We start from the raw sequence: 22,905 nt of genomic DNA, 5'->3' as shown, positions 1-22,905 counted from the left end.
TATCTGGGAGACACGCCCTAGGTCGACTCGACCTGGGCGATGGCCGTGATCCGGTGCAGCTGGATCCGGCGCAGCTCACCGTTGATGATGTCCCGGCCCTCGACGACGCCGCCACCGACCGATGTCGGCGCCAGCACCCGGTCGCCGGCCACACCGTGGGCGTCGACGAAGCCGATCCAGACGGTCCGCCCCTCGCGCACCGCCGCCTGCAACGAGGCGAGATTGCCGGTGGAGCCGGTGGCCTCGCGCCGTCCCGCGACGCTGCGCCGCACCCCGGCGAGCGCGTCCCCGGCCCGCAGCCGTTCGACGAGCTCCTCGGCCCGCACGGAGGTCCCGTCGTGCACGACACCGCCGGTACGGGCGTTGGCCCCGCGCCGCCGCGACTCCGCACGACGGCCGCGTGCCTTGAGGTCCAGGACCGCGCCCCCGTCGTCCTCCGCGGCCGGGCTGAACCCGGCGGCACGCAGGCCGTCGAGCACCTCGGCCAGCGGGAGGGCGCTCACCACGACCGTCGGCGCGATCCGGCGCAGCCCGAGCTCGCGGGTGCCCTCGTGCGCGAGCACCTCGGAGAGCAGCACCTCCTCGTCGGACCGCAGGAAGCTCGCCACGGCGCCGCCGCGCAGCCGTCCGTGCCGGCGGGCGACGTCGTCGACGAGGTAGGTCAGCGTCTGCGGCACCGGGGTCCGGGAGCGCGCGGTCAGGAACTCCCGCACGTCCTCGGCCGTGCGGCCGGTGTCCAGCGCGCGGCGCAGGCTCTGCTCGGTGAAGCGGTAGACCGTCGCGCCACCCGCGGATTCGACGTCGGCCAGCACCGCGAGCTCGTGCGCCAGGTCCGCGGACAACCGGCCCGGTGCGACGGCGGTGAGGTCGGCCTGCAGCAGGATCTCCTCGACCGGGGCGGGGAGTGCGGCGTGCAGGGCCGCGGCCGCCTCGGTGGGGTGCCGGGCCTCCCGGGTCGCCGGGTCCAGGAGCACCCGCCCGGCGGTGGTCATCGCGTCGAGCGCGACGACCCCGATGACCGTCCCCTCCTCGACCGTCCAGCCGACCATCTCGTCGCGGAGCCGGCCGCCGCGCCGGGGCGCCGCCCAGGCGAGCACCTGCGCGAGGTCCTCGGCCGACCCGACGGCCGTCCCGTCCGGCAGGTCGGCGAGCGCCTGCAGGATCCGGCGCCGGTCCCGCGGCGCGGGCGGCCGGCGCGGGCCGTCGGAGAGCGCGTTGACCGGCTTGTCGGCCTCGTCCCGGCGGCCGACGACGCCGGGCAGCCGCGGCAGCTCCAGCCACGTCCTGGCCAGCACCGCCCAGCGGGACTCCTCGGGGCCGGCCGCCCAGACGTCGGCCTCCGGGGTCGGCAGCCACTCCGGCGTCAGCGACTCGGTGTCGCCGATCAGGTCGGCGCCGAGCAGGATCTCCAGGATCAGCGCGGCGGTGGCCTCGTCGGTGTCCGCCGCCTTCGCCGCGCGGCGCAGTTCGCGCACTCCGAACCCGCCGGAACGCAGCACCCCCGGCGCCTCGGCACCCAGCATCTCGAGCACCTTGTCCACCCGGCGCAGGAACTCCAGCGCCGCGCCCGCCCCGGTGCCGTCGACCGTCTTCGGGTCCCGCTCGCGCACGGTGACGTCCGGCCGGGTGACGTCGACGTCCCGGCCCATCGGCCGGTCCCCGCGCAGCGCGAGCGCCACCTGGCGCGGCAGCTCGACGGTCTCGGTGTCGCGGCGCACCAGCAGGCCCTTCGACACCAGTGCGCCGACCGGGCCGGATCCCTCCGAGGCTCCGCGGGACCGCCCGATCGGCGGTCCCTGGGCGAGCACCTCCAGCACCCGGCGCTCGTCGGAGGTGACGCCGGCCAGCAGCTCGTCCAGCGCCACCGTCGCGACGACGCCGCTCCCGTCCCGGCCGAGGCCCGCGGGCCACTGGCCGACCACCTCGGACGCCGCGGGGATCACGGCGAGCCCGTCGTCCGGGCCCCAGGCCAGGGCGAGGTCCCGCAGCGGCGCGAGCCCGGCGCGGAAGGTCGCCCCGTCCACCCCGGCGCCGAGCCACCAGCGGGGGCCGCGCTCGGTCGTCGTGCCGTCCACCGGGCCGCTGCCCGCACCGGCCAGCACCAGGGCCTCCAGCACCGTCAGCGCGACGGTGCCGAGGTCCTCGCAGGCGCGCTGCACCGACGCCCGGATCGACGCCCGGGTCGCCAGCACGGTGAGGTCGGCCGGCGGGGGCACGGCGAGATCCGGGCGGGCGCGCAGCAGCGCGGCGAGGAAGCCGTCGTCCTGCTCCCGCAACCACTCGACCAGCGACGTCTGCACCACTGCCAGCGTAGTCGGGTGGCGGGAGCCGCACCGGGGCGGACAGGGGGCACCGCCGGGGGATACTGGCGGGGACACCGCCCCCGGCCCCGCCGGGCACCGATGCTGGAGGAACCGATGGCCGCGAAGCCCGTCAACCCGGACCGGATCGACCCGAACTGGCCGCAGCTGCCGGACGGCGAGCACCCGCTGACCGAGCTCACGGGCACCGTGCAGGGCAACATGTCGCCGTTCGGTGAGGTCGAGTTCCCGATCGACAGCGTGCCCTACGAGCACCCCGTCACCGAGATCAACCGCTGACCGTGGTCGCGGGTCTCCTGCTCGCCGGGGGTGCGGGCCGCCGGATGGGCACTCCGAAGGCGCTGGTGCGGCTGCACGGCGAACCGCTGGCGGTACGTGCGGTGAAGGCGCTGCAGGCCGGTGGCTGCGGCCCGGTCACCGTGGTGCTCGGTGCCCGTGCCGACGACGTCACCGACGTGCTCCGCACCGCGGGCCTGGGCACGAACGACAGCGACGTGGGTGTCGTCGTCGCCGAGGACTGGGACGAGGGCATGGGCGCCTCGCTGCGCCGTGGGCTCGGCGCGCTGACCCACCTGCCCGGCACCGGGGCGGCGCTGGTGCACCTGGTCGACCTGCCCGGCGTCGGGCCGGAGGCGATCGCCCGGCTGGTGCAGGGCGCGACCCACTCGTCGTTGCGGCGGGCGGCCTACGACGGCGTCGGCGGGCACCCGGTGCTGCTCGGCCGGGACCACTGGTCCGGTGTGGTCGGGACGGCGGCCGGCGACGCGGGGGCCCGTGACTACCTCGCCGGGCGTCCGGACCTGGAGCTCGTCGAATGCGGCGACGTCGCCGCCCCGGACGACGTGGACACCCCGGCCCAGCTGCGCCGCCTCGCCGGCACCTGAGCCACCCGCACACGCGTGTGCCCCGGTTCCGCTGGGAACGGATCCGGGGCACACGTGCGGGAGCCCTGCCGGGCCGGCGGTCAGAGGTTCAGGACCTGACCCGGGTGGATGAGCTGCCCGCCGTTCAGACCGGGGTTCTTCGCGAGCAGGTCCTTCCAGTTGCCGGCGCCCTGCGCGGCGGCGATCCGGCCGAGCGTGTCGCCGGACTTCACGGTGTACGTGCCGCCGGACGCGGGAGCGCTCAGCTTGGTCCGCTCCGGGGCCTGGGCCCCGGCGTCGCGCTCGACGGTGCGCGGCGTGGCGGAGCCGGAGGCACCGGTCTTCTTCGAGCACGACGGCCAGGCGTTCCAGCCCTGCTCGGCCAGCACCTTCTCGGCGACGGCGATCTGCTCGGTGCGGCTGGCCTGGTGCGCCGACGACGCGTAGTCGCCGCCACCGAAGGCCTGCCAGGTGGTGGGGCTGAACTGCAGCCCACCGTGGTAGCCGTTGCCGGTGTTCGCCGACCAGTTCCCGGTGCTCTCGCACTGGGCCAGCTCGTCCCAGGTGGAGTCCGTGGCGGCGTTGGCCGGGACGACCGCGAGCATCGGGGCGCCGAGGACGGCGCCGGCGACGGCGGTGCGGGCGATGGCCCGGCCGGTGGTACTGGGTTTGCGGTGCTTGCCTCGGTATCGAGCCATGACAGGTCTCCCGCGCGGCGCATTCCGATGGCGGCCGGGGAGTTGGCCACCGAACCGCTCGGCGGTCGGCCCTGTCCCACGGGTACCTCGGGGGCCGGTGGCCGCCGGACAGGGAGCGCTGCGGCACCGGAGCCCGTCCGCAATGGGGGAGTCGGCCGGGCTGCGATCGAAAGTAGGTCACGTCCGGACGGCGCGGAAGTCGGCTGCGACACGGCGCGTCGGCGCCCCCGCCGCGCCTATCAAGATCGAACAATGAGCCTTTCCCAGTAGTGGGGAGCGGCTGGCGGCGACACGCCGGGGGCGTGGAGGTGCTCAACGAGGGTGCGGGACCCCGGTAGAAGAGGTCGGTCCGCTCAAAGATCGACTCACCACCGAGGTCCCGCGTGCCCGATCCTGTCACCTACACCGCCGTGCTCCCGATCGGGGAGCCCACCGCGTCCATGTTGTCGCGGCTGTTGGCCGAGGAACGCCTCCGGCGCGGGACCCGGCGCGGGCGCCGGGCGCTGGACTGTGACCGCCACGCGGTGCTGGTGCTGCGCTGGTTCCTCGACGCCACCCGGGTCGCTCAACTCGCCGCCGACAACCAGCTGAGCCTGTCGAGTACCTACCGCTACCTGCACGAAGGCATCGACGTCCTGGCCGCCGCCGCGCCTGGACTGCCCGGCGCGCTGCTCGCGGCCCGCACCGCCGGGCACACCCACGTTCACCTCGACGGCACCGTGATCCACACTGACCGCTCCCGCACTCCCGGACCGACCCCGGGAGTGGATCTGTGGTGGTCGGGCAAGCACCACGTCCACGGCGGGAACGTTCAGGTCCTCACCGCGCCTGACGGGTGGCCGTTGTGGACATCCCCGGTGCGCCCGGGCCGCGAGCACGACACCACCTGCGCCCGCGGCCACCCCGGCCTGCTCGACGCGATCGAGGACTGGACCGACGACACCCACGTCGTGCTCGCCGACCTCGGCTACGACGGTGAGAACACCCGCCTGACCTGCCCGTTCAAGACCCCCACCGGCGGTGGGCTGTCGGTGGACAAGCGCACCGTCAACACGCTGCACTCCGCCGTCAGGGCTGTGGCCGAACGCGGGAACTCCCTGCTCAAGACCACCTTCAAGGCGCTGCGTCGGGTCAGCTTCTGCCCCTGGCGGATCGGCGCGATCACCGCCGCCGCGCTCGTTCTCCTCCACGTCGAGCACGACCGAACCACATGATCAACCAGCACCTACTGGGAAAGGCTCAATGAGGTGTTCTCAGTAGCGTGGTGATCATGTTGTGCGGTCGTATTCGGTGTGGAGTAACACGAGCGCGGCGGCGGTGATCGCGCCGGTGCGCCAGGGACAGAGGGTGACTCGCTGTAGCGTTGCGAAGGTGGTCTTGAGCAGGGCGTTTGCTCGTTCGGCGAGTGCTCGGGTGGCTGAGTGCAGGCTGTTGACGGTGCGCTGATCGACTGTTCGGCCGCCGGCGGGGATGGGTTTGATCGGCACGGTGAGTCGGTGGGCCTCACCTTCGTAGCCGAGATCGCCCAGCGCGGCGTGGTCATCATCGATCCAGTGATCGAGGTCTTCGAGCAGACCGGGGTGGGCTCGGGCACAGGTCACGTCGTGTTCGCGCCCGGGTCTTCCCGGGGATGTCCATAGCGGCCATCCATCCGGGGCGGACACGACCTGGACGTTCCCGCCGTGGCGGTGGTGTTTACCCGACCACCACAGGTCGACCCCCGCGGTGGGGCCGAGCGCGCGGCAGCGGTCGGTGGCGATCAGGGTGCCGTCCAGGTGAACGTGGGTGTGTCCGGCGAGGCGGGCGGCGAGCAGGGCACCGTGCAGCCCGGGTGCGGCGCTGGCGAGGACGTCGATGCCTTCGTGCAGGTAGCGATAGGTGGTCGCGGTACTGATCGCGTTGTCGCGGGCCAGGTGCCGGACCCGGGTGGCGTCGCAGAACCAGCGGATCACCAGCACTGCCTGGGCGAACGGGGTCAACGCCCGCCGCCGGGGGCGGGTACCGCGGCGACAGCGTTGAGCGGCCAGAAGCCGAGCCAGGTAGGCCACGGTGTGCTCCCCGATCGGGAGGACAGCGGTGTAGGTGACAGGATCGGACATGCGGGGCCTCGGAGAGTTCGTTGATCTTGGTCGACCAACTGAGCCTTTTTCAACCTGACCAGCGAGCTTCTGCGTCAGGAGATCGCGAAGGTTGCAGCGCAACTGCTCTGACCACAGCTGCACAGGTCACCGGCTCGCCAGCTCGGCGTCTGCACCCACACAACCAGGCCCCTGAGCTGCCGGAACGGCAGGTTGAAAAAGGCTCACTGCTCTACCGGGGCCCTGCCCCATGTCCTAGACATCTCCACTCCCTCGGCGTGTCGCAGCGGAACGACCACCACTACTGAGAACACCTCAATGCGTTATCCCTGGTCATTAGCCCCGATCACGAACCGGATACGGCAGTGGAAACTCTGTGTTCGGTTGCACAAACGTGTTATAGATCACAGCAACCTCCCCCATCAGGGTGGCCCGTGCGCCCGGCCTGCGGGAACGTCGGCGCCGTATAGGGTCGACCGGGTGAGTACCGAGCTGAGCCACGTCGACGAGGCGGGCGCGGCCCGCATGGTCGACGTCTCCGACAAGCAGCCGGGGCGCCGGTCCGCCGTCGCGACCGGGGTGGTGCACACGACCGCCGAGGTCGTCCGGTTGCTGCAGACCGACGGCCTGCCCAAGGGCGACGCGCTGGCCACCGCCCGGATCGCCGGGATCATGGGCGCCAAGCGGACGCCGGACCTGGTCCCGCTGTGCCACCCGATCGCGATCAGCGGCGTGACGGTCGACCTGGAGCCGGCCACCGGCCCCGGCGACACGGCGGGCTCGGTCACCCTGCGGGCCGAGGTGCGGACCACCGACCGCACCGGCGTCGAGATGGAGGCGCTCACCGCCGTGGCCGTCGCGGGCCTGACCCTGCACGACATGATCAAGGCGGTCGACCCGGCCGCGGTGCTGGACGCCGTGCGGGTCGAGCGCAAGGACGGCGGGAAGACCGGCACCTGGACCCGCCCGGAGGACCGGTCGTGAGCGGGCGCGATGCCCGCGTCGTCACCGCGTCCACCCGCGCCGCGACCGGGGTCTACGAGGACCGGGGCGGGCCGATCATCACCGCCTGGCTGCGCGAACGCGGCTACGAGACGCCCGATCCCGTCGTCGTCACCGACGGCGAGCCGGTCGGCGCCGCGCTGCGTGACGCCGTGGCCGCGGGGGTCGACGTCGTGCTGACCACCGGAGGGACCGGCATCTCCCCCACCGACGCGACACCGGAGCAGACCCGGGCGGTACTGACCCACGAGGTCCCCGGGCTCGCCGACGCCGTGCGCCGGGCCGGCGAGGACGCCGTCCCCACCGCGGTGCTCTCCCGCGGCCTGGCCGGGGTCGCCGGGCGGACGCTGATCGTCAACCTGCCCGGGTCACCGGGCGGGGTCCGCGACGGCCTCGCGGTGCTCGACCGGGTGCTCGACCACGCCGTCGACCAGCTCCGCGGGGGTGACCACCGGTGACCGGCGCCGAGGTCCGGCGGGCGACGGTCGGCCCGGAACCGCTCGACGTCGACGAGCACGCCCGGCTCGTCGAGCATCCCGCGGCGGGTGCGGTGGTCACCTTCGCCGGTGTGGTGCGCGACCACGACGGCGGGCGCTCGGTGCGGGGCCTGGAGTACAGCGCGCACCCCACCGCGGAGCGGATCGTGGCCGAGGTCGCCGAGCGGGTCGCGGCCGGCACCCCCGGGGTGCGGGCGCTCGCCGTCGGGCACCGGGTGGGGCCGCTGGAGATCGGCGAGGTCGCGCTGGCCTGCGCCGTGGCCGCCGAGCACCGGGGCGAGGCGTTCGCCGTCTGCGCCGAGCTCGTCGACGAGGTGAAACGGCTGCTCCCGGTCTGGAAGCACCAGCGCTTCGCCGACGGCACCGACGAGTGGGTCAATTCTGCCTGACCCACCCGCCGGGCCGTCGTCGCGCCGGGGCGGGTGCTGGGGAACACCGCGCGCCCCGATCCGTTCCGGCCCCGGATGGCGGCCCGGGCCGGAGGGAGGATCAGCCGGTCTGCAGGACCTGGCCGACGCCGATCGCGTTCACGTTCGCGATGCCGTTGCGCGAGGCGAGCTCGGAGACCGAGGTGCCGTGCGCCGAGGCGATCTTGCCGAGGGTGTCACCCGAGCGCACGGTGTAGCCGCCGCCGGAGGACTGCTTCTTCGGCGCGGCGGACTCCTGCGCGGGGGCGGAGGCCTTGACCCGCTTGCCGGTGTCCGCCGAGTGGCCGGTGATACCCAGCTTCTTCGAGCAGGACGGCCAGGCGTTCCAGCCCTGCGCCGCCAGCACCTTCTCGGCCACGGCGATCTGCTCCGAGCGGCTGGCGTTCGCCGCCGACCCGGAACCGCCGTAGGCACGCCAGGTGGACGGCGAGAACTGCAGCCCGCCGTGGTAGCCGTTGCCCGTGTTGATCGACCAGTCGCCGCCGCTCTCGCACTGCGCGAGCTGGTCCCAGACGCCGTCCGGGGCAGCGGAGGCGGTACCGGCCATCGCGGCCGTCGCGCCGACCGCGACGAGGCCGGCCGCAGCTGCACGCAGGAGGCGTCGGCCCTTGAGTCCCTGAGACATCGAAATTCGCTCCCACCGCGCCGGCCCGATCGAGCACACACCGCCCTGGGGGGAGAGGCGCCTGGGGGACGCCAGCGATGTGGTCTCTCTCGTCCCCGTCCCGTTCTCGATTCCTCGACGGACCGGACTGCCGCGGGACGGGGGTGGTTCGGCGCGGCGGGCCCGGATGTTGGCTCGTTCTGCTGGCCGTTCCGTTCGGACCGGCCGACGAGAAAGGTGAATGGCCGAATTCGATCCGTCAAACATCGAATGCGTGAGCGGAGTCACTGTAACATGCGTGTCATTATCACACCCGCACTAAACGTGCTGGTCAACGACGTCACATCACGGACCTATCTCGTAACCGTGAATATTTCAGCTTCGGAAGCACATCGAACCTTCCGGGCCCCTCGTTCGTCAGTACAGGGATCGGCACCCGCCGCCGCGGCCACATGTGGCCGCCCCCCGCGCTCGTCCTGCATGCTGGTTCGGTGAACGACTCCGCACCCGGCGCCGTGCCGGGATCGCCGGGCGGCCCGGCCGAGCTGGCGGCGGCGTTGCGCGCCACCGGCTACCTCGCCGACGACGGCCTGGCCACGGCCGCGTACCTGGCGATGCAGATGAACCGCCCGCTGTTCTGCGAGGGCGAGCCCGGCACCGGCAAGACGGCACTCGCCGTGGCACTGGCGCAGACCCTCGACGCACCGTTGATCCGGCTGCAGTGCCACGACGGCATCGACGCCGGCCAGGCGCTCTACGACTGGGACTTCCCCCGCCAGCTGCTGCACCTGCGCACCCTGGAGGCGACCGGCGGGGACCTCGACGCCGGCGCGGTCGAGTCCTCGCTCTACGACGAGCGCTTCCTGCTCGACCGGCCGGTCCTGCGCGCGCTGCGCACCAGCCCCTCGGTCCTGCTCGTCGACGAGATCGACCGGGCCGACGACGAGTTCGAGGCGTTCCTGCTGGAGGTGCTCACCGAGCACGCCGTCACGATCCCGGAGATCGGCGAGGTGCGGGCCACGACGCCACCGGTCGTCGTCCTCACCTCGAACCGGACCCGCGAGGTGCACGACGCGCTGAAGCGGCGCTGCCTGTACCTGTGGCTGGAGCACCCGTCGATCGAGCGGGAGATCGAGATCCTGCACAGCAGGCTTCCGGAGGTGCCGGAGCGGCTGGCGGCCGCCGTCGCGCGGGCGGTGCAGAAGCTGCGCCAGGCGGACCTGATCAAGCCGCCGGGCGTCGCGGAGACCCTGGACTGGGCGCGCGCACTGCATCTCGTCGGCGCCCGGCACCTGGACCCGGAGAACGCGGCCCGCACGCTCGGCGCGGTGCTCAAGTACCGGGAGGACGCCGACCGGGTGCACGCCCGGCTCGACAGTCTGCTGGCCTCCTGAGCGCCGTGGCCGGGTCCACCACCACACGGCCCGCCGACGAGCTGCTCACCGGGCTCGTCGGCTTCACCGAGGTGCTCCGCGCCGCCGGGGTGCCCGTCTCCCAGGAGCGGGTGACCGCGTTCCTGCAGGCACTGGACGTGCTCGACGTCACCGACCGGGACCAGGCCTACTGGGCCGGGCGACTGACCCTGTGCGCCGACCCGGACGACGTCGGACGCTACGACCTCGCCTTCCCCGCGTGGTTCGAACCCGCGCAGGGCCGCCGCGCCACCAACGCCGACGAGCGGCCCCCGGCGCCGCCCCGGCTCGCCGCGCTGCTGCCCGGCCGCGAGGGGGCCGGCTCCGGCGACGAGGACGGCGGGCCGCAGATCAGGGCGGCGGCGACCGGGACCGAGGTCCTGCGCAGCCGTGACCTCGGCGAGCTCTCCCCCGCCGAGCGCGAGCACCTGCGCCGGTTGATGACCCTGCTCCGCCCGGAACCGCCGACCCGGGTCTCGCGGCGCCGGCGCCCGCACCGGCGTGGCGACGCGGACCCGCGGCGCACCCTGCGTACCGCCATGCGCAACCAGGGCGAGCTGGCCGCGATCCGGTACCGGCACACCACCCGGCGACCGCGCAAGGTCGTGCTGCTGATCGACGTCTCCGGGTCGATGGAGCCCTACGCCGACGCGCTGATGCGCTTCGCGCACGTGTTCGTCCGCCGCGCACCCCGCTCGGTGGAGGCGTTCACGCTGGGCACCCGGCTCACCCGGATCACCCGGGAGCTGCGCCAGCGCGACCCGGAGCGGGCACTCGGCGCGGCCGGGAAGGCGATCCCGGACTGGTCCGGCGGGACCAGGCTCGGTGAGGTGCTGGCCGCGTTCGTCGACCGCTGGGGGCGCCGCGGCGCGGCCCGGCGCGCGGTCGTCGTGATCTTCTCCGACGGCTGGGAACGCGGCGGGACCGAGCTGCTCGGGGCCCGGGTGGCGGAGCTGTCGCGGCTCGCCCACCGGCTGGTCTGGGTGAACCCGCACGCCGGGAAGGACGGCTACGCCCCGGTCCAGGGCGGAATAGTGGCGGCCCTGCCGTACTTGGACGATCTGCTGGCCGGGCACAGCCTGGCGACGCTGGAGGAACTGCTCGAGGTGGTCAGAGATGCGTGACGTGATCGACCAGCTGGAAGGCTGGTGGCGCGACGGACGGCCGGCGGCGCTCGCGACCGTGGTGGGGACCTTCCGGTCCGCGCCCCGCCAGCCGGGGGCGTCGATGCTGGTGGGGTCGGCGGGCGAGGCCGTGGGTTCGGTGTCGGGCGGCTGCGTCGAGGGCGCGGTCTACGAGCTGGGCCAGCAGGTGCTGGCCGACGAGCGCCCCGTCCTGCAGCGCTACGGCGTGTCCGACGACGACGCGTTCGCCGTCGGCCTCACCTGCGGCGGGATCCTCGACGTGTTCGTCGAGAAGGTCACCCCGCAGACCTACGACCAGCTCGGCCGGATCGCCGCGGCGATCCGGGACGAGGAGCCGGTGGCGGTCGCGACCGTCGTCGCCGGGCCGTCGGAGCTGCTCGGCAGCCGGTTGGTCGTCTGGCCGGACCGGACCGAGGGCGGGACCGGGTCGGACCGGATCGACGACGCCGTCCGGGACGACGTCCGCGGCCTGCTCGACTCCGGCCGCAACGCCACCCTGACCTACGGCGTCAACGGCGAGCGCCGTGGTGAGGGGCTGCAGGTCTTCGTCGAGTCCTTCGCCCCGCCGCCCCGGATGATCGTGTTCGGCGCGATCGACTTCGCGGCCGCGGTCGCCCGGATCGGTTCGTTCCTCGGCTTCCGGGTCACCGTCTGCGACGCGCGGCCGGTGTTCGCGACCGCCAGCCGGTTCCCCGGCGCCAACGAGGTCGTCGTCGAGTGGCCGCACCGCTACCTGCAGGCCGAGTCCGACGCCGGCCGCGTCGACCAGCGGACCGCGCTCTGCGTGCTGACCCACGACCCGAAGTTCGACGTGCCGCTGCTGGAGGTCGCGCTGCGGCTGCCCGAGGTCGGCTACATCGGCGCGATGGGGTCGCGGCGCACCCACGACGACCGGCTGGAGCGGCTGCGCGAACGCGGCGTCACCGAGGCCGAGATCGAGCGGATGTCCTCACCGATCGGGCTCGACCTGGGGGCCAGGACCCCGGAGGAGACCGCGGTCTCGATCGCGGCGGAGATGATCGCCCAGCACTGGGGCGGGGCGGGCGCCCGGCTCGCCGACCGGGAGGGCCCCATCCACACGTCCTGAGGCCTCCGCTTTCGGGGAGCACCCGCCGTCCGCGACCGGCCCGCAGGGGCGTCGGGGCCTGTACCGTGGAACCACGCTCGTGACGGAGCCGCGGTCCCGGGCGACCGACGCGGTGCGGGCTCCGGCGAGGTCGCGACGGAGCGGAGGAGGGCGGCGTGGTCCTCACCGGGACGACCCCCACCGCACGGCTGTCCAAGTTCCACGCGCCCGAGATCGTCTTCGGGCACGACTCGCTGGGCGAGACCGCGCACGCCGCGGTCCGGCTGGGTGCCCGGCGGCCGTTCGTCGTCACCGATCCCGGCCTCACCGAGGCCGGCTGGCCGGACGAACTCCTGACACACCTGCGCGGCGCCGGGCTCGCGCCCCGGCTGTGGCAGGAGATCACGCCGAACCCCAAGGACCACGAGATCCAGGCCGGGTTCGAGCGGTACGAGAACTCCGGGTGCGACGTCGTGATCGGCGTCGGCGGCGGGTCGGTGATCGACGCGGCGAAGGGGGTCGCGCTGCTCGCCTCGAACGGCGGCGCGATCGGCGACTACGAGGGCATCGACCGGATCACCAGCCCGATCCCCCGCTGGTCATGGTGCCGTCCACCTCGGGCACCGGGGCCGACGTCTCCCAGTTCTGCATCGTCACCGACACCGAGCGGCGCACCAAGATCACGATCATGGGCCGGGCGCTGGTCCCGGACGTCTCGGTGATCGACCCCCGGCTGCTGGTCACCATGCCGGACTGGCTCAACGCGGCCACCGGGCTGGACGCGCTGACCCACGGCATCGAGGCGTTCGTCTCGCTGGCGCACGGCCCGCTGACCGACACCCACGCGCTGCACGCCGTCACGCTGGTGCACTCGAACCTGCCGACGACGATGGTCCGCCGCACCGACGACGGCCCCCGCACCGCGATGGCCCAGGCCGCGCTGGAGGCCGGGCTGGCCTTCACCAACGCGATCCTCGGCGCGACGCACGCGATGAGCCACCAGGTCGGCGGGATGCTGGACCTGCCGCACGGCCTCATCAACGGCGTCCTGCTGCCGCACGTCATCCGGTTCAACGGTGCCGACGACCCGACCCGGTTCGTCCCGATCGCCCGGGCGATGGGGCTCCCGGCCCGGCCGGGGATGCCCGGCGACGAGGCGGTCGACATGGTCGCGACCGAGGTCCGCAAGCTCGCCGACGAGGTCGGCGTCCCCACCGGGCTCGGGGCCATCGGGGTCCGGGAGGCCGACGTCCCGCGGCTCGCCCGGCTCACCCTCGGCGACGCCTGCCTGACCACCAACCCGCGCTCGGCCTCCGTGGAGCAGATCGACGATCTGTTCCGGCGGGCGCTGTAGGGGCGCGCGGTGACCGCTGCCGCCCGGTTCCCGAACCGGCGCACCCCGGCCCCGTCACCGTCCGGGCTGCGGTCGCGTCCCGATCTCGACCAGCTCACCGGTCTGCGGTCCGGGAAGCCGTCGTTCTACCCGCAGTACCGGGTGAACCTGGAACGGCTGACCAGGGTCATCGTGGCGCTGGACCGGATCTCGGCCGCGCTGGTGCGGACGACGGAGGGCTCCGAGGCGCTGGTCCGTGCGGTCACGGCCGCCGCCGCCGACCATCTCACCGCGGACTGGGTGGTCCTCGCGCTCGTCGACGGCGAGCTCCCGGACGCCTCGCCCCGGCACGTCGTGCTCGGTCCGGACGGCGTCGAGTGGGCGGACCTCGGCCTGGTCCCGGAGAAGGTGGCCCGGCACGTCCGCGCGCTGCACGAGGGCACCGGTGACGACGAGCACCACGGTGCGGCGGCCCTGCGGCACCTGCACGTCCCCATCCGGCTGAACGGCCGGACCGTCGGCGGGTTCGTCGCCTGGACTCCGCCGGAGCGCGACATCGACGACACCGACCACTCGGTGCTGCGCATCCTGGCCGGTCAGACGGCGTCGGCGCTGCAGAACTGCGCCTTGCTGGAGCGGTCCGAGCGGCTGCACGCCCGCACCGCGGCGCAGGCCGAGGACCTGCGCCTGCGCAACGCCGAGCTGATGGCGACCCAGCAGGCGCTCGGTGCGGCCCGGCAGCGCGAGGTGCTCGACGAGGAGCGGCACCGGATCGCCCGCGAGCTGCACGACAGCGTCACCCAGTACGCGCTCTCGGCCGGGATGCACATCGAGCTGTGCCGCTCGGAGATCACCGACCCGGACCTCGCCGGGCACCTGAACACCGCCAAGGACCTGACCCGGCGCGCGGTCGAGCAGCTGCGCTCGGCGATCTACGCGCTCAACGACGACGACCACGGCGACAAGGACCTCCCCTCCATGCTCCGCCGGTTGTCCACCGTGCACATGCCGGACGAGCTGCGGGTCGAGGTGGCCATCGGCGGGGCGCCGGTCGCGTTGCCGCACGAGCACGAGCAGTCGCTGTTCCGGATCGCCGGCGAGGCGTTGTTCAACACGGCGATGCACGCGTCCGCGACGCGGGCGGTGGTGCGGCTGGCGTACCAGCCCGAGCGGGTCCGGCTCTCGATCTCCGACGACGGCGGCGCCGCCCCGGAGGAGATCCGCCGCACCCTGCGCGCGGCGCCGGTCCGCGGTCCCTCCGGGGAGCACCGCGGCCTGGTCAACATGGACGCGAGGGCCCGCGAGATGGGCGGGATGCTGCGGTTCCGCCGCTCCCGGATCGGTGGGCTGCAGGTCCGGGTGGACGTCCCGCTCGGGGCGGCCCGCGAGGAGGAACGATGAGCGGGCCGGCCCGGACCACGGCGACGACGTCCGGGGGCCGCCCGTCCCCCGGCCCGCCGGGCACCCGGCCGATCCGGATCGTGCTGGTCGACGACCACTCGATCATGCGCCAGGGCCTGCGCGCCGTGCTGGAGCGCGAGGACGACCTGCGGATCGTCGGCGAGGCCGGCAGCGCACCGGAGGCGTTCGCCGCCGTCACGGCGGGGCGTCCGCAGGTCGTCCTGCTCGACCTGAAGCTCGCCTCCGGCCCGCAGACCGACGGTCTGGAGGTATGCCGCAGGCTCTGCTCCGAGCATCCCGGGATCGGGGTGCTGGTGCTGACGACGTTCGCCGAGGACCGTCTGGTGGTCGAGTCGGTGCAGGCGGGCGCCCGCGGCTACGTCGTGAAGGACGTCGACACCACCGAACTCGTCCGCGCGATCCGCGCCGTGTCCCGCGGCGAGAGCGCCTTCGACGCCCGCTCCGCATCGGCGATGGTCCGCTCGCTCTCCGGCGGGATCCCGGACCGGGAGCGGCTGACCGACCGCGAGCTGGACGTGCTCCGGCTGCTGGCCCGTGGCCTGTCCAACCGGGCGATCGGGGCCGAGCTGTTCATCTCGGAGACGACGGTGAAGTTCCACGTCGGGAACCTGATGCGCAAGCTGATGGTGTCCCGCCGCGCCGAGGCCGTCTACGCAGCGACCAAACTCGGCCTCCTCTGACCCCGCGTCCCGCGTTTCCGCGTTCCGCGGAACGCGGTCCCGCCCCGGCCCGGCCGACTCCGCCCCGCCCCATCCGGCCCATCCCGCCCGGTCCACCTGGCCGGCGGGCTCCCCCTGATGGCCGGAGAACGTCGTACCGGGGTGCGACAGTGACTGTCGAACGTCAGTTCGATTCCGCTGGAGGTCGTCCGATGCCCGCCCCCACCGCGTCCCCGTCCGGCACACCCCTGCCCGAGCTGGAGTCGGAGCTGCTCGGCCTGGCCGGGCACATCGCCGCCGCCGAATGCCGGTTCCTGCAGCTGCTGGCCGAGTTCGACGACCGCGGCGGCTGGGCCGGGGTCGGCATCCGCTCGTGCGCCCACTGGCTGTCCTGGCGGGCGGGGATGAGCCTGCGGACGGCGACGGAACACCTCCGCGTCGCCCGGGCCCTGACCACGCTCCCCCGGATCACGGAGGCGTTCGCGGCCGGCCGGATCTCCTACTCCAAGGTCCGTGCCCTGACCCGCATCACCGGCTCGGACAGCGCCGCCCTGGCCCGGATCGCCGCAGCCACCGCCACCACGCCCGCGCACCCGGACCCGGACCCGGACCCGGACCCGGACCCGACCCCGCCCACCCCGCCCGCGGGGTCCACAGAGTCCACCGCCCCCACCTGCTCCTCCACGGCCACCGGGCCCACAGAGGCCACCACGCCGATCGAGCCGACCGGGTCCACCGCGCCCACCATGTCCTCTGCGCCCACCGGGTCCCCGGCGCCGACGTGCTTCTCCGCGGCCACGACCGGCGGGCCCACCGCACGCACGGGCCCGACCGCGCCGGGAGCCGTCGGCCACGCCGGGAGCGCGCTCGGCTCCGACGCCGGCAGCACCGGCACCGATCATCCGGCACCCACGGCTCCCGAGACGGGCGTCGCCGATCCCGAGACCGTGGAGCGGGTGCTCCTCGACCTCGCGCTGTCGGGGACCGCGGGCCACGTCGAGACCGTGGTCCGCGCCGTCCGCCGCCGGGTCCCCGCTCCGACGTGGGTGGCCGCCCGGCGGTCGGTGAGCTGGTACCACGACGTCGACGGTTCGCTCGTCCTGCGCGGTCGTCTCGCCCCCGAGGAGGGAGCCGCGCTGATCGCCGCGATCGAGGGCCGCGTCAGCGCATCCGCCCCGGCCCCGACCCCGACAGTGCCGACAGCGCCGACCGGACCGACCGGACCGGTCGATCTCGACACCCGGCCCGCCGGTCTGCCGTCGGACCTCGACCAGCGCGGTCTCGAGCAGGCGCCCGGGCCCGCCGTGGACCGGATCGCGGCCCGGCGCGCGGACGCGCTCGTCGACCTCGTCCGCCACCGCGACGCCGGGGACGGTGCCGGGCCGGTGGTCGAACGCGGCACCGCCCACGTCGTCGTCCATCTGGACGTGGCGAGCGGGACCGCCCGGCTCGCCGACGGACCGGAGATCCCCGGGGTGGTCGCGGAGCGACTCGCCTGCGACGCGCGGGCCCAGCTGCTCCTCGACGACCGGGCCGGGAACCGGCTCCACCTGGGCCGGTCCCGCAGGCTCGCCAGCCCGGCGCAGATCGCGGCGCTGACCGCACGGGACGTGGCCGACGGTGGCGGCTGCCGGTTCCCCGGCTGCCCGCACGACCGGCACCTGCACGCGCACCACGTCCGGCACTGGCTGCACGGCGGATCCACCGATGTGGACAACCTCGTCCTGATCTGTGGACACCATCACCGGCTCGTGCACGACCACGGCTACCGCGTCCGCTACGACCAGGGGCGCTGGGTGTTCCGCCGGCCGGACGGCACGCTCGTCCCGGGAGCGGGTGACCAGCTGGACGGGAACACCGACGAACTCGTGGACATGCACGTCCGGGCCCGGATCGCGATCGACCGGGACAGCCTCACCCCGGCCTGGTACGGCGACCGTCTCGACCCGGAGCCGATCCTGGACGCGCTGCTCCCGCCGGTGCCGCCGGCCGCCGCCGCGGCATGAGCACCGTGACCGCGTTCCACGGCACCGACGTTCCACGGCGCAGAACGCACGGCTGCGTTCCGCGGAACGCGGCTACCGGGACCGGCAGGACAGCGCTGCCTGCGGAACAGCACCGGGCCTGCCGACCACACACCGAGCGCGACGGAGACCGCCGCCCCGGACCACTCGGCGCGGCGTTCCGCGGAACGCTCCGGCCCGTGCGACCACGACAGCGGATCACAGACCGCGACGACCCGTGACGCACGACCGGAACGAACGTGACGGCGCCCCCCGGCGGGCGCCGCGGCCACCGTCCCGCAGCACGGTCGGCACGGACTGTGGCTGTCCCGTGTCCCGGGTGCTACGCGGCGGGGGCCGGGCGGCAGGACGGCGCTGCCTGCGGCACGAGCGGGTGGGCGGGTGGTCAGGCGTCCGTGGGGGAGTCCGCGTCGGTGTGGCTTCGGGCCACGCCCATCTCCAGGCCCCGTAGCTCGGCGAGACCGCGGAGCCGGCCGATGGCCGAGTAGCCGGGGTTGGTGCGGCGGCCGAGGTCGTCGAGCATCTGGTGGCCGTGGTCGGGGCGCATCGGGATCCGTCTGCCCTCCCGGCGGGACAGCCGGTCCACCTCGCGGACGACCGCGTACATGTCGGAGCTCCCACCGAGGTGGGTCGCCTCGTGGAAGCTGCCGTGCGGCTCCCGCTGCACGTTGCGCAGGTGCAGGAACCCGATGCGGGAGCCGAACCGGCGGATCATCGCGACCAGGTCGTTGTCCTCCCGCACCCCGAGCGAGCCGACGCAGAAGCACAGCCCGTTCGCCGCGGCGGGGACCGCGTCGAACAGCGTCGCCAGGTCGGACCCGGTACTCACCACGCGGGGCAGGCCGAACAGCGGGAACGGCGGGTCGTCGGGATGGACGACCAGGCGGACGCCCAGCTCCTCGGCGGTCGGCACCACCTCGGTCAGGAACCTGATGTGGTTCGACCGCAGGGTGTCGGCGTCGATCGTCGCGTACGTCGCGAGGACCTCGCGGAACTCCGCGGTGCCGAAGCTCTCCTCGCTGCCCGGGAGGCCCGCGACGACCGTGCGCTCCAGACGGTGCCGGGCCTCGTCGTCGAGCGAGGAGAACAGCTGCGCCGCCCGGGCCGTGGTCGCGGCGTCGTAGTCCGCGCCCGCTCCGGGGCGGCCGAGGATGTGCAGGTCGAAGGCGGCGAGGGCGTCGGCGTCGAACCGCAGGGCGAGCGCGCCGTCCGGCATGGGGTACGCGAGGTCGGTCCGCGTCCAGTCCAGGACCGGCATGAAGTTGTAGGTGACCGTCCGCAGGCCGCACGCCGCGAGATTGGCCAGGCTCTCCCGGTAGGCCGCGACCGCCTCGTCGCACCCGGCGCTGCGCCGCTTCACCGACTCCGCGACCGGCAGGCTCTCCACCACCGACCAGCGCATGCCGTGCGCCTCGATCAGCTCCCGGCGCCGGGTGATCGCCTCGACGCTCCAGACGTGGCCGTTGGGTACGTCGTGCAACGCGGTGACCACGCCCTCGCACCCGGCCTGCCGGATGTCGGACAGGCTCACCGGGTCCTCGGGGCCGAACCACCGCATGGTCTGTTCCATCGAGGTGTCCGTCGACGTGTCGCGGGACGTGGTCATCGGGTCGCTCCCTCTCCTGCCGGGACGACGGGCGCGGACTCCCGGTCGAGGAACAGTTCCACGGCCGGGTGCTCGCGAAGGTACGAGGCCGGCGACCCGGCGTCGACAGGACCCAACAGCGCCCGGGTGACGGCCGCCCGCTTGCGCGGTCCCGGCACCGTGCAGACGAGGTGCCGGCCGTCGAGCAGGGTGGGCAGGGTCAGCGTCAACGCCCGGGTGGGCACGTCGTCGACGCCCGCGAAGCAGCCGTCGTTGACCTGCTGGACCCGCGAGGCGTGGTCCAGCTCGACCAGGCGGGCGGCCTGCGGGTCGTGCCGGTCCGCGAGCGGCGGGTCGTTGAACGCCAGGTGCCCGTTCTCCCCGATGCCGAGCAGCACCAGGTCCAGCGGCGCCGCGGACAGCAGCTCCGCGTACGCCCTGCGGCCGGCCTCGGCGGCCTCGGCGGCGCCGTCGGCGACGTCCATGTAGTGCACCGTTCCCGGCGACACCGCGTCGAGGACGTGCCGGCGCAGGTACGCGGCGAACGTCCCCGGCCCGCCCTGCGGCAGCCCGACGTAGTCGTCGAGCTGGAAGGCCACGACCCGGGACCAGTCGATGCCCTCCGCGGCACGCAGCTCGGCCAGGCACGCGTCCTGCGACGGGGCGGCCGCGAACGCGACCCGGACCAGCTCCTGCCCGGCCAGCAGCCGTCGCAACAGCTCGGCGGCCGCGCGGCCGGCCGCGCGGCCGGCCGCCGGTGCGGTGGGCTCGACGCGGACGGCGATGGCGCTGTCGGCGACGGTGAGCGTGGATGTCATCGGTTGCCTCTCTCGGTCGTGCTCGCGGGGGTGACCCCGGTGGTGTTCTCCGGGGTTGCCCGAGCGGTGTTCCCGGCGGTGGTCCGAGTGGTGTTCCCGGCGGTGGTCCGAGCGGTGTTCCCGGGGGTGGCCCGAGTGGTGTCTCCGGGGGTGGTCCGGGTGGTCGTCCCGGCGGTGACCCCGGTGTCCAGCCGGTGCAGCAGGAGCAGCGCGCGTGGGATGTGGAACGGGTCCTTGACCGGCAGCGCGACCACCTCGTCGAGCGGGCGGCCGGATCGGTCCCGGATCTGGGTCCACTCGCCACCGTGGTGGTCGGGGAACGTGGCGAGCGTGTAGTCGGCGATGCGCTCGTGCCAGGCCGCCAGCTCGGCCGACCCGAACTCCTCGGCGAGCAGCCGGGTGGCGTAGAGCGCCTCGACGTGCACCCACCAGAGCTTGGTGTCCCAGGTCCGCCGGACCAGGTCCTCGTAGGGGTCGCCGCCGCGGAGCCGGCCGCGCGGGGCCCCGCCGTCCCGAGAGTCGACGTAGCGGAACAGGCCGCCGCGCTCGGGGTCCCAGGCCAGGGTGAGGCAGCGCAGTGCGAGGTCCGGGGTCCACTCGGGCGGACCGGCCGTGGTCTGCCCGTGGCGGTGGGCGTCCGCGACCATCCACATCGCCTCCAGCAGGTGGCCGGGGGTGACGTGCCGGGCCGCCAGGGTGTCGGTGTCGGCCGGTGTGTCCGGGCGCAGCTCCCACCAGCCGTCCCGGCGCCACATCCCGCCGGTGAGGGTCCGGCGGGCCCGCTCGGCGACGCCAGCCGCGGGGACGGAGCCGGTGAGCCGGCCCAGCTCGGACCCCACGTTCAGGAGCAGCATCCGGGACGCGGAGTCGGTGAACCCGGCCGGAACCGGGTACGGGGCGCTCGGGGCGGTGCGGGCGTCGATCCGGCGTTCGGCGGACTCCAGCAGCTCCAGCGCACCGGCGGCCCAGCGGTGCGCCTGTGCCACCGTCGCGGCGCGGGACCCGGCGGCGCCGGCGAGCCCGAGCGCCGCGAACAGGTCGGCGAGGACGCTGGTGCCGGTGCCGGGATCGCCGTCGGCCGGGCGCCCGCCCCGGGTCCCGGTGACGAAGTGGGTCCGGGCCCCGCCGGCGACGGCGTGCTCCTCGACGAACGCCGCGGTCCGGCAGGCGCGCTCGTGCCAGCGGCCGGCGTCCCCGGTCAGCCGACCGGCGTCGCACTCCGCGCCGAGCTCGGCGCACAGCCACGCCCAGCGGCCCTGGGACCAGGTGTACTTGTCGTCGGTGAGCCGGGAGCCGTCGTCGCGCAGGCAGGTGTGGACCCCACCGGTCGCGTCGTCGGCGCCGTGACGCTCCCACCACGGCAGGACCGAGGTCTCCAGCAGCGCCCGCCAGGGACGGGTCACGACCGGACCGCCCCGGCGGTGCCGGGTGCCGCGACCGCGGCGTCGGTCCGGATCGCCGCCACCAGCTCGTCAGACGCCGCGTTCCGCCACGGGCGCAGCAGCCCCATCAGCACGAACAGGACGACCGAGACCAGGATCGGGGTCGCGACGGTGATCGCCTGGGCGGTGCCCTCACCGAGCGCGTCGAGCCGGTCGCCGATGACGTACCGGTTGACGACGAACACCGCGATCCCCGCCGCCCACGAGACGAGCGCCGCGGACGGGCCGCACCGCCGGAACGCCGGCAGCATCCCGAGCAGCATCGGCACGGCGATCGGGCCGACGAGCGCCCCGAACCACAGCACGAGCAGGCCGAGCACCCCGCCGAAGGAGTCGGCGGACAGCGCGATCGCCATCGACGCGGCGATGAACAGGAACGTTGAGACCCGCCCGGCGAGCAGTTCGCTGCGGCCGACCAGCCGGCCCCGGCTGCCGCGCAGCACCGGCACGATGTCGCGCACCACGACCGAGGAGATCGCGTTGGCGTCCGACGACGTCATCGCCATCGTGTGCGCGAACATCCCGGCGAGGACCAGGCCCACCAGGCCCGACGGCAGGAGCAGCAGCACCAGCTCGGCGTAGGACTGCTCGGGGTCGGCGAGGTCCGGGAGCAGCAGCGGCGCGGCCCACATCGGCAGGAACAGCACGAGCGGCCACACGAGGTAGAGCACCCCGGACAGCCACATCGACTTGCGCGCCGCGGACGACGTCGGCGCGGCGATGAACCGCTGCGCCAGGTTCCAGGTGCCGCCGTTGTAGGACACGAAGTTGATCAGGCAGTAGGCCAGGAAGAACGGCACCGTCAGGGTCCCGGCGAACGGGTCCGAGTGCGACGGCGGCAGGTCGTCCCACATCGTCACCACCGACCCGATGCCACCGAGGCTGCCCATCGCCGCGACCAGCAGGGCGAGCGCCGCCACGAGCTGGATGAGGAACTGCCCGAAGTCGGTGAGCGCGTCGGCCCACAGGCCCCCGATCGTGGAGTACACCAGCGTGACCCCGCCGACGAGCAGGATCCCGACCGGCAGCGAGAGCCCGGCGAACGTGTTCAGCAGGATCGCGCTGGCCGCCCACTTGGCCGCGACGTCGAAGACCTTCAGCACGGTGCCCGACCAGGCGAGCACCTGCTGGGACGGGATGTCGTAGCGCACCGACAGGTACTCCAGCGGGGAGACGATCCCCAGCCGCTCCCGGATGCGCGGCCAGCGCGGCGCGAAGACGAACGACCCGATGGCGCAGGCGATCGTGATCGACACCGCCCACCAGACGTACACGGCGAAGCCGGTCGTGTAGGCCAGCGCGGCGTAGGCGACGAAGACCGCGGCGGAGTACCCCGACATGTGGTGCGAGATCCCCGAGAGCCACCACGGCATCGCGCCGCCGGCGGTGAAGAAGTCCTCGGCGGACCGGATCCGCCGCTTCGACCACCAGCCGATGGCCACCATGACGCCGAAGTACCCGGCCAGCACTACCCAGTCGGCGATACCCATGCCCACTCCCAGGATCGA

21 protein-coding genes and 1 pseudogene are annotated in these 22,905 nt (G+C 74.1%); 14 read left to right on the top strand and 8 right to left on the bottom strand.

Features of this window, described 5'->3' with window-relative positions:
• Positions 1-17: 17 nt before the first annotated feature.
• Positions 18-2,303: a helicase-associated domain-containing protein gene (locus tag AFB00_RS13495; protein WP_068797518.1), complete on the bottom strand. Its 2,286-nt coding sequence runs from the start codon at positions 2,301-2,303 to the stop codon at positions 18-20.
• Positions 2,304-2,417: 114 nt separating this feature from the next.
• On the opposite strand from AFB00_RS13495, the gene AFB00_RS13490 reads away from it, so the two are divergent.
• Complete coding sequence (locus AFB00_RS13490; protein WP_068800287.1) at positions 2,418-2,600, top strand: hypothetical protein; 183 nt, start codon at positions 2,418-2,420, stop codon at positions 2,598-2,600.
• Positions 2,601-2,644: 44 nt separating this feature from the next.
• Positions 2,645-3,205, top strand: coding sequence for a nucleotidyltransferase family protein (locus AFB00_RS13485; RefSeq protein ID WP_068800286.1), 561 nt, complete (start codon positions 2,645-2,647; stop codon positions 3,203-3,205).
• Between the two features lie 80 nt (positions 3,206-3,285).
• On the opposite strand, the gene AFB00_RS13480 is transcribed toward AFB00_RS13485, so the two are convergent.
• The gene (locus tag AFB00_RS13480; protein ID WP_068797517.1) at positions 3,286-3,882 is read right to left on the bottom strand and encodes a LysM peptidoglycan-binding domain-containing protein; all 597 of its coding nucleotides are present in this window, start codon (positions 3,880-3,882) and stop codon (positions 3,286-3,288) included.
• Between the two features lie 440 nt (positions 3,883-4,322).
• Here AFB00_RS13480 and AFB00_RS13475 point away from each other — a divergent pair, with 440 nt between their 5' ends.
• The gene (locus AFB00_RS13475; RefSeq protein WP_060714430.1) at positions 4,323-5,096 is read left to right on the top strand and encodes an HARBI1 family protein; all 774 of its coding nucleotides are present in this window, start codon (positions 4,323-4,325) and stop codon (positions 5,094-5,096) included.
• 54 nt (positions 5,097-5,150) lie between these two features.
• Here AFB00_RS13475 and AFB00_RS13470 read toward each other — a convergent pair whose 3' ends face one another.
• A complete protein-coding gene (locus AFB00_RS13470) occupies positions 5,151-5,981 on the bottom strand; it encodes an HARBI1 family protein (RefSeq protein WP_068796054.1) in 831 nt (276 codons plus the stop codon).
• Positions 5,982-6,440: 459 nt separating this feature from the next.
• On the opposite strand from AFB00_RS13470, the gene moaC reads away from it, so the two are divergent.
• Genes moaC through AFB00_RS13455 form a run of 3 tightly spaced genes read left to right on the top strand, consistent with a single transcriptional unit; the run spans position 6,441 to position 7,848 of the window.
• Complete coding sequence (gene moaC / locus AFB00_RS13465; protein WP_083275505.1) at positions 6,441-6,944, top strand: cyclic pyranopterin monophosphate synthase MoaC; 504 nt, start codon at positions 6,441-6,443, stop codon at positions 6,942-6,944.
• Positions 6,941-7,420 carry a MogA/MoaB family molybdenum cofactor biosynthesis protein gene (locus AFB00_RS13460; protein WP_068797516.1) on the top strand — a complete coding sequence of 160 codons (480 nt, stop codon included), beginning with the start codon at positions 6,941-6,943 and terminating at the stop codon, positions 7,418-7,420. The genes moaC and AFB00_RS13460 overlap by 4 nt, the downstream gene beginning before the upstream one ends.
• Complete coding sequence (locus AFB00_RS13455; RefSeq protein ID WP_068797515.1) at positions 7,417-7,848, top strand: molybdenum cofactor biosynthesis protein MoaE; 432 nt, start codon at positions 7,417-7,419, stop codon at positions 7,846-7,848. The genes AFB00_RS13460 and AFB00_RS13455 overlap by 4 nt, the downstream gene beginning before the upstream one ends.
• 100 nt (positions 7,849-7,948) lie before the next feature.
• Here the strand turns inward: AFB00_RS13455 and AFB00_RS13450 are convergent, their stop codons facing one another.
• A complete protein-coding gene (locus AFB00_RS13450) occupies positions 7,949-8,512 on the bottom strand; it encodes a LysM peptidoglycan-binding domain-containing protein (RefSeq protein ID WP_068797514.1) in 564 nt (187 codons plus the stop codon).
• 431 nt (positions 8,513-8,943) lie between these two features.
• Here AFB00_RS13450 and AFB00_RS13445 point away from each other — a divergent pair, with 431 nt between their 5' ends.
• The 8 genes and pseudogenes from AFB00_RS13445 to AFB00_RS13415 all read left to right on the top strand — a co-directional run bounded on the left by AFB00_RS13445 (position 8,944) and on the right by AFB00_RS13415 (position 17,534).
• The gene (locus tag AFB00_RS13445; protein ID WP_442965856.1) at positions 8,944-9,885 is read left to right on the top strand and encodes an AAA family ATPase; all 942 of its coding nucleotides are present in this window, start codon (positions 8,944-8,946) and stop codon (positions 9,883-9,885) included.
• A gap of 5 nt (positions 9,886-9,890) precedes the next feature.
• On the top strand, positions 9,891-11,027 hold the full coding sequence (locus AFB00_RS13440; RefSeq protein WP_068797513.1) for a vWA domain-containing protein: 1,137 nt from the start codon (positions 9,891-9,893) through the stop codon (positions 11,025-11,027).
• Positions 11,020-12,135 (top strand): XdhC family protein, encoded by a 1,116-nt coding sequence (locus tag AFB00_RS13435; RefSeq protein WP_068797512.1) that lies wholly within the window; start codon positions 11,020-11,022, stop codon positions 12,133-12,135. Before AFB00_RS13440 ends, AFB00_RS13435 begins: the two co-directional genes overlap by 8 nt.
• Positions 12,136-12,290: 155 nt before the next feature.
• Positions 12,291-12,784: pseudogene (locus tag AFB00_RS35805) on the top strand (iron-containing alcohol dehydrogenase); the annotation flags it as partial.
• Between the two features lie 18 nt (positions 12,785-12,802).
• The gene (locus tag AFB00_RS35800) at positions 12,803-13,468 is read left to right on the top strand and encodes a hypothetical protein (protein ID WP_442965869.1); all 666 of its coding nucleotides are present in this window, start codon (positions 12,803-12,805) and stop codon (positions 13,466-13,468) included.
• Positions 13,469-13,477: 9 nt separating this feature from the next.
• Positions 13,478-14,848, top strand: coding sequence for a MadS family sensor histidine kinase (locus AFB00_RS13425; protein ID WP_083275504.1), 1,371 nt, complete (start codon positions 13,478-13,480; stop codon positions 14,846-14,848).
• Positions 14,845-15,549, top strand: a complete 705-nt coding sequence (locus tag AFB00_RS13420; protein ID WP_083275503.1) for a MadR family response regulator transcription factor — start codon at positions 14,845-14,847, stop codon at positions 15,547-15,549. The genes AFB00_RS13425 and AFB00_RS13420 overlap by 4 nt, the downstream gene beginning before the upstream one ends.
• Positions 15,550-15,740: 191 nt before the next feature.
• A complete protein-coding gene (locus AFB00_RS13415; RefSeq protein WP_068797511.1) occupies positions 15,741-17,534 on the top strand; it encodes an HNH endonuclease signature motif containing protein in 1,794 nt (597 codons plus the stop codon).
• A gap of 403 nt (positions 17,535-17,937) precedes the next feature.
• Here AFB00_RS13415 and uxuA read toward each other — a convergent pair whose 3' ends face one another.
• The 4 genes from uxuA to AFB00_RS13395 are packed head-to-tail and all read right to left on the bottom strand — an operon-like array spanning position 17,938 to position 22,887.
• Entirely contained in the window at positions 17,938-19,158 is a 1,221-nt protein-coding gene (gene uxuA, locus AFB00_RS13410) for a mannonate dehydratase (RefSeq protein WP_197519843.1), read from the bottom strand.
• On the bottom strand, positions 19,155-19,955 hold the full coding sequence (locus AFB00_RS13405) for a 6-phosphogluconolactonase (protein ID WP_068797510.1): 801 nt from the start codon (positions 19,953-19,955) through the stop codon (positions 19,155-19,157). The genes uxuA and AFB00_RS13405 overlap by 4 nt, the downstream gene beginning before the upstream one ends.
• Positions 19,952-21,358, bottom strand: a complete 1,407-nt coding sequence (locus AFB00_RS13400; protein WP_068797509.1) for an AGE family epimerase/isomerase — start codon at positions 21,356-21,358, stop codon at positions 19,952-19,954. Before AFB00_RS13400 ends, AFB00_RS13405 begins: the two co-directional genes overlap by 4 nt.
• Positions 21,355-22,887 (bottom strand): sodium:solute symporter family protein, encoded by a 1,533-nt coding sequence (locus AFB00_RS13395; RefSeq protein WP_068797508.1) that lies wholly within the window; start codon positions 22,885-22,887, stop codon positions 21,355-21,357. The genes AFB00_RS13400 and AFB00_RS13395 overlap by 4 nt, the downstream gene beginning before the upstream one ends.
• Positions 22,888-22,905 lie beyond the last annotated feature (18 nt).

Source organism: Pseudonocardia sp. HH130630-07, from assembly GCF_001698125.1.
GTDB lineage: Bacteria > Actinomycetota > Actinomycetes > Mycobacteriales > Pseudonocardiaceae > Pseudonocardia.
The sequence above is the reverse complement of the archived record's forward strand: the minus strand, read 5'-3'. Positions and strand labels throughout refer to the sequence as shown.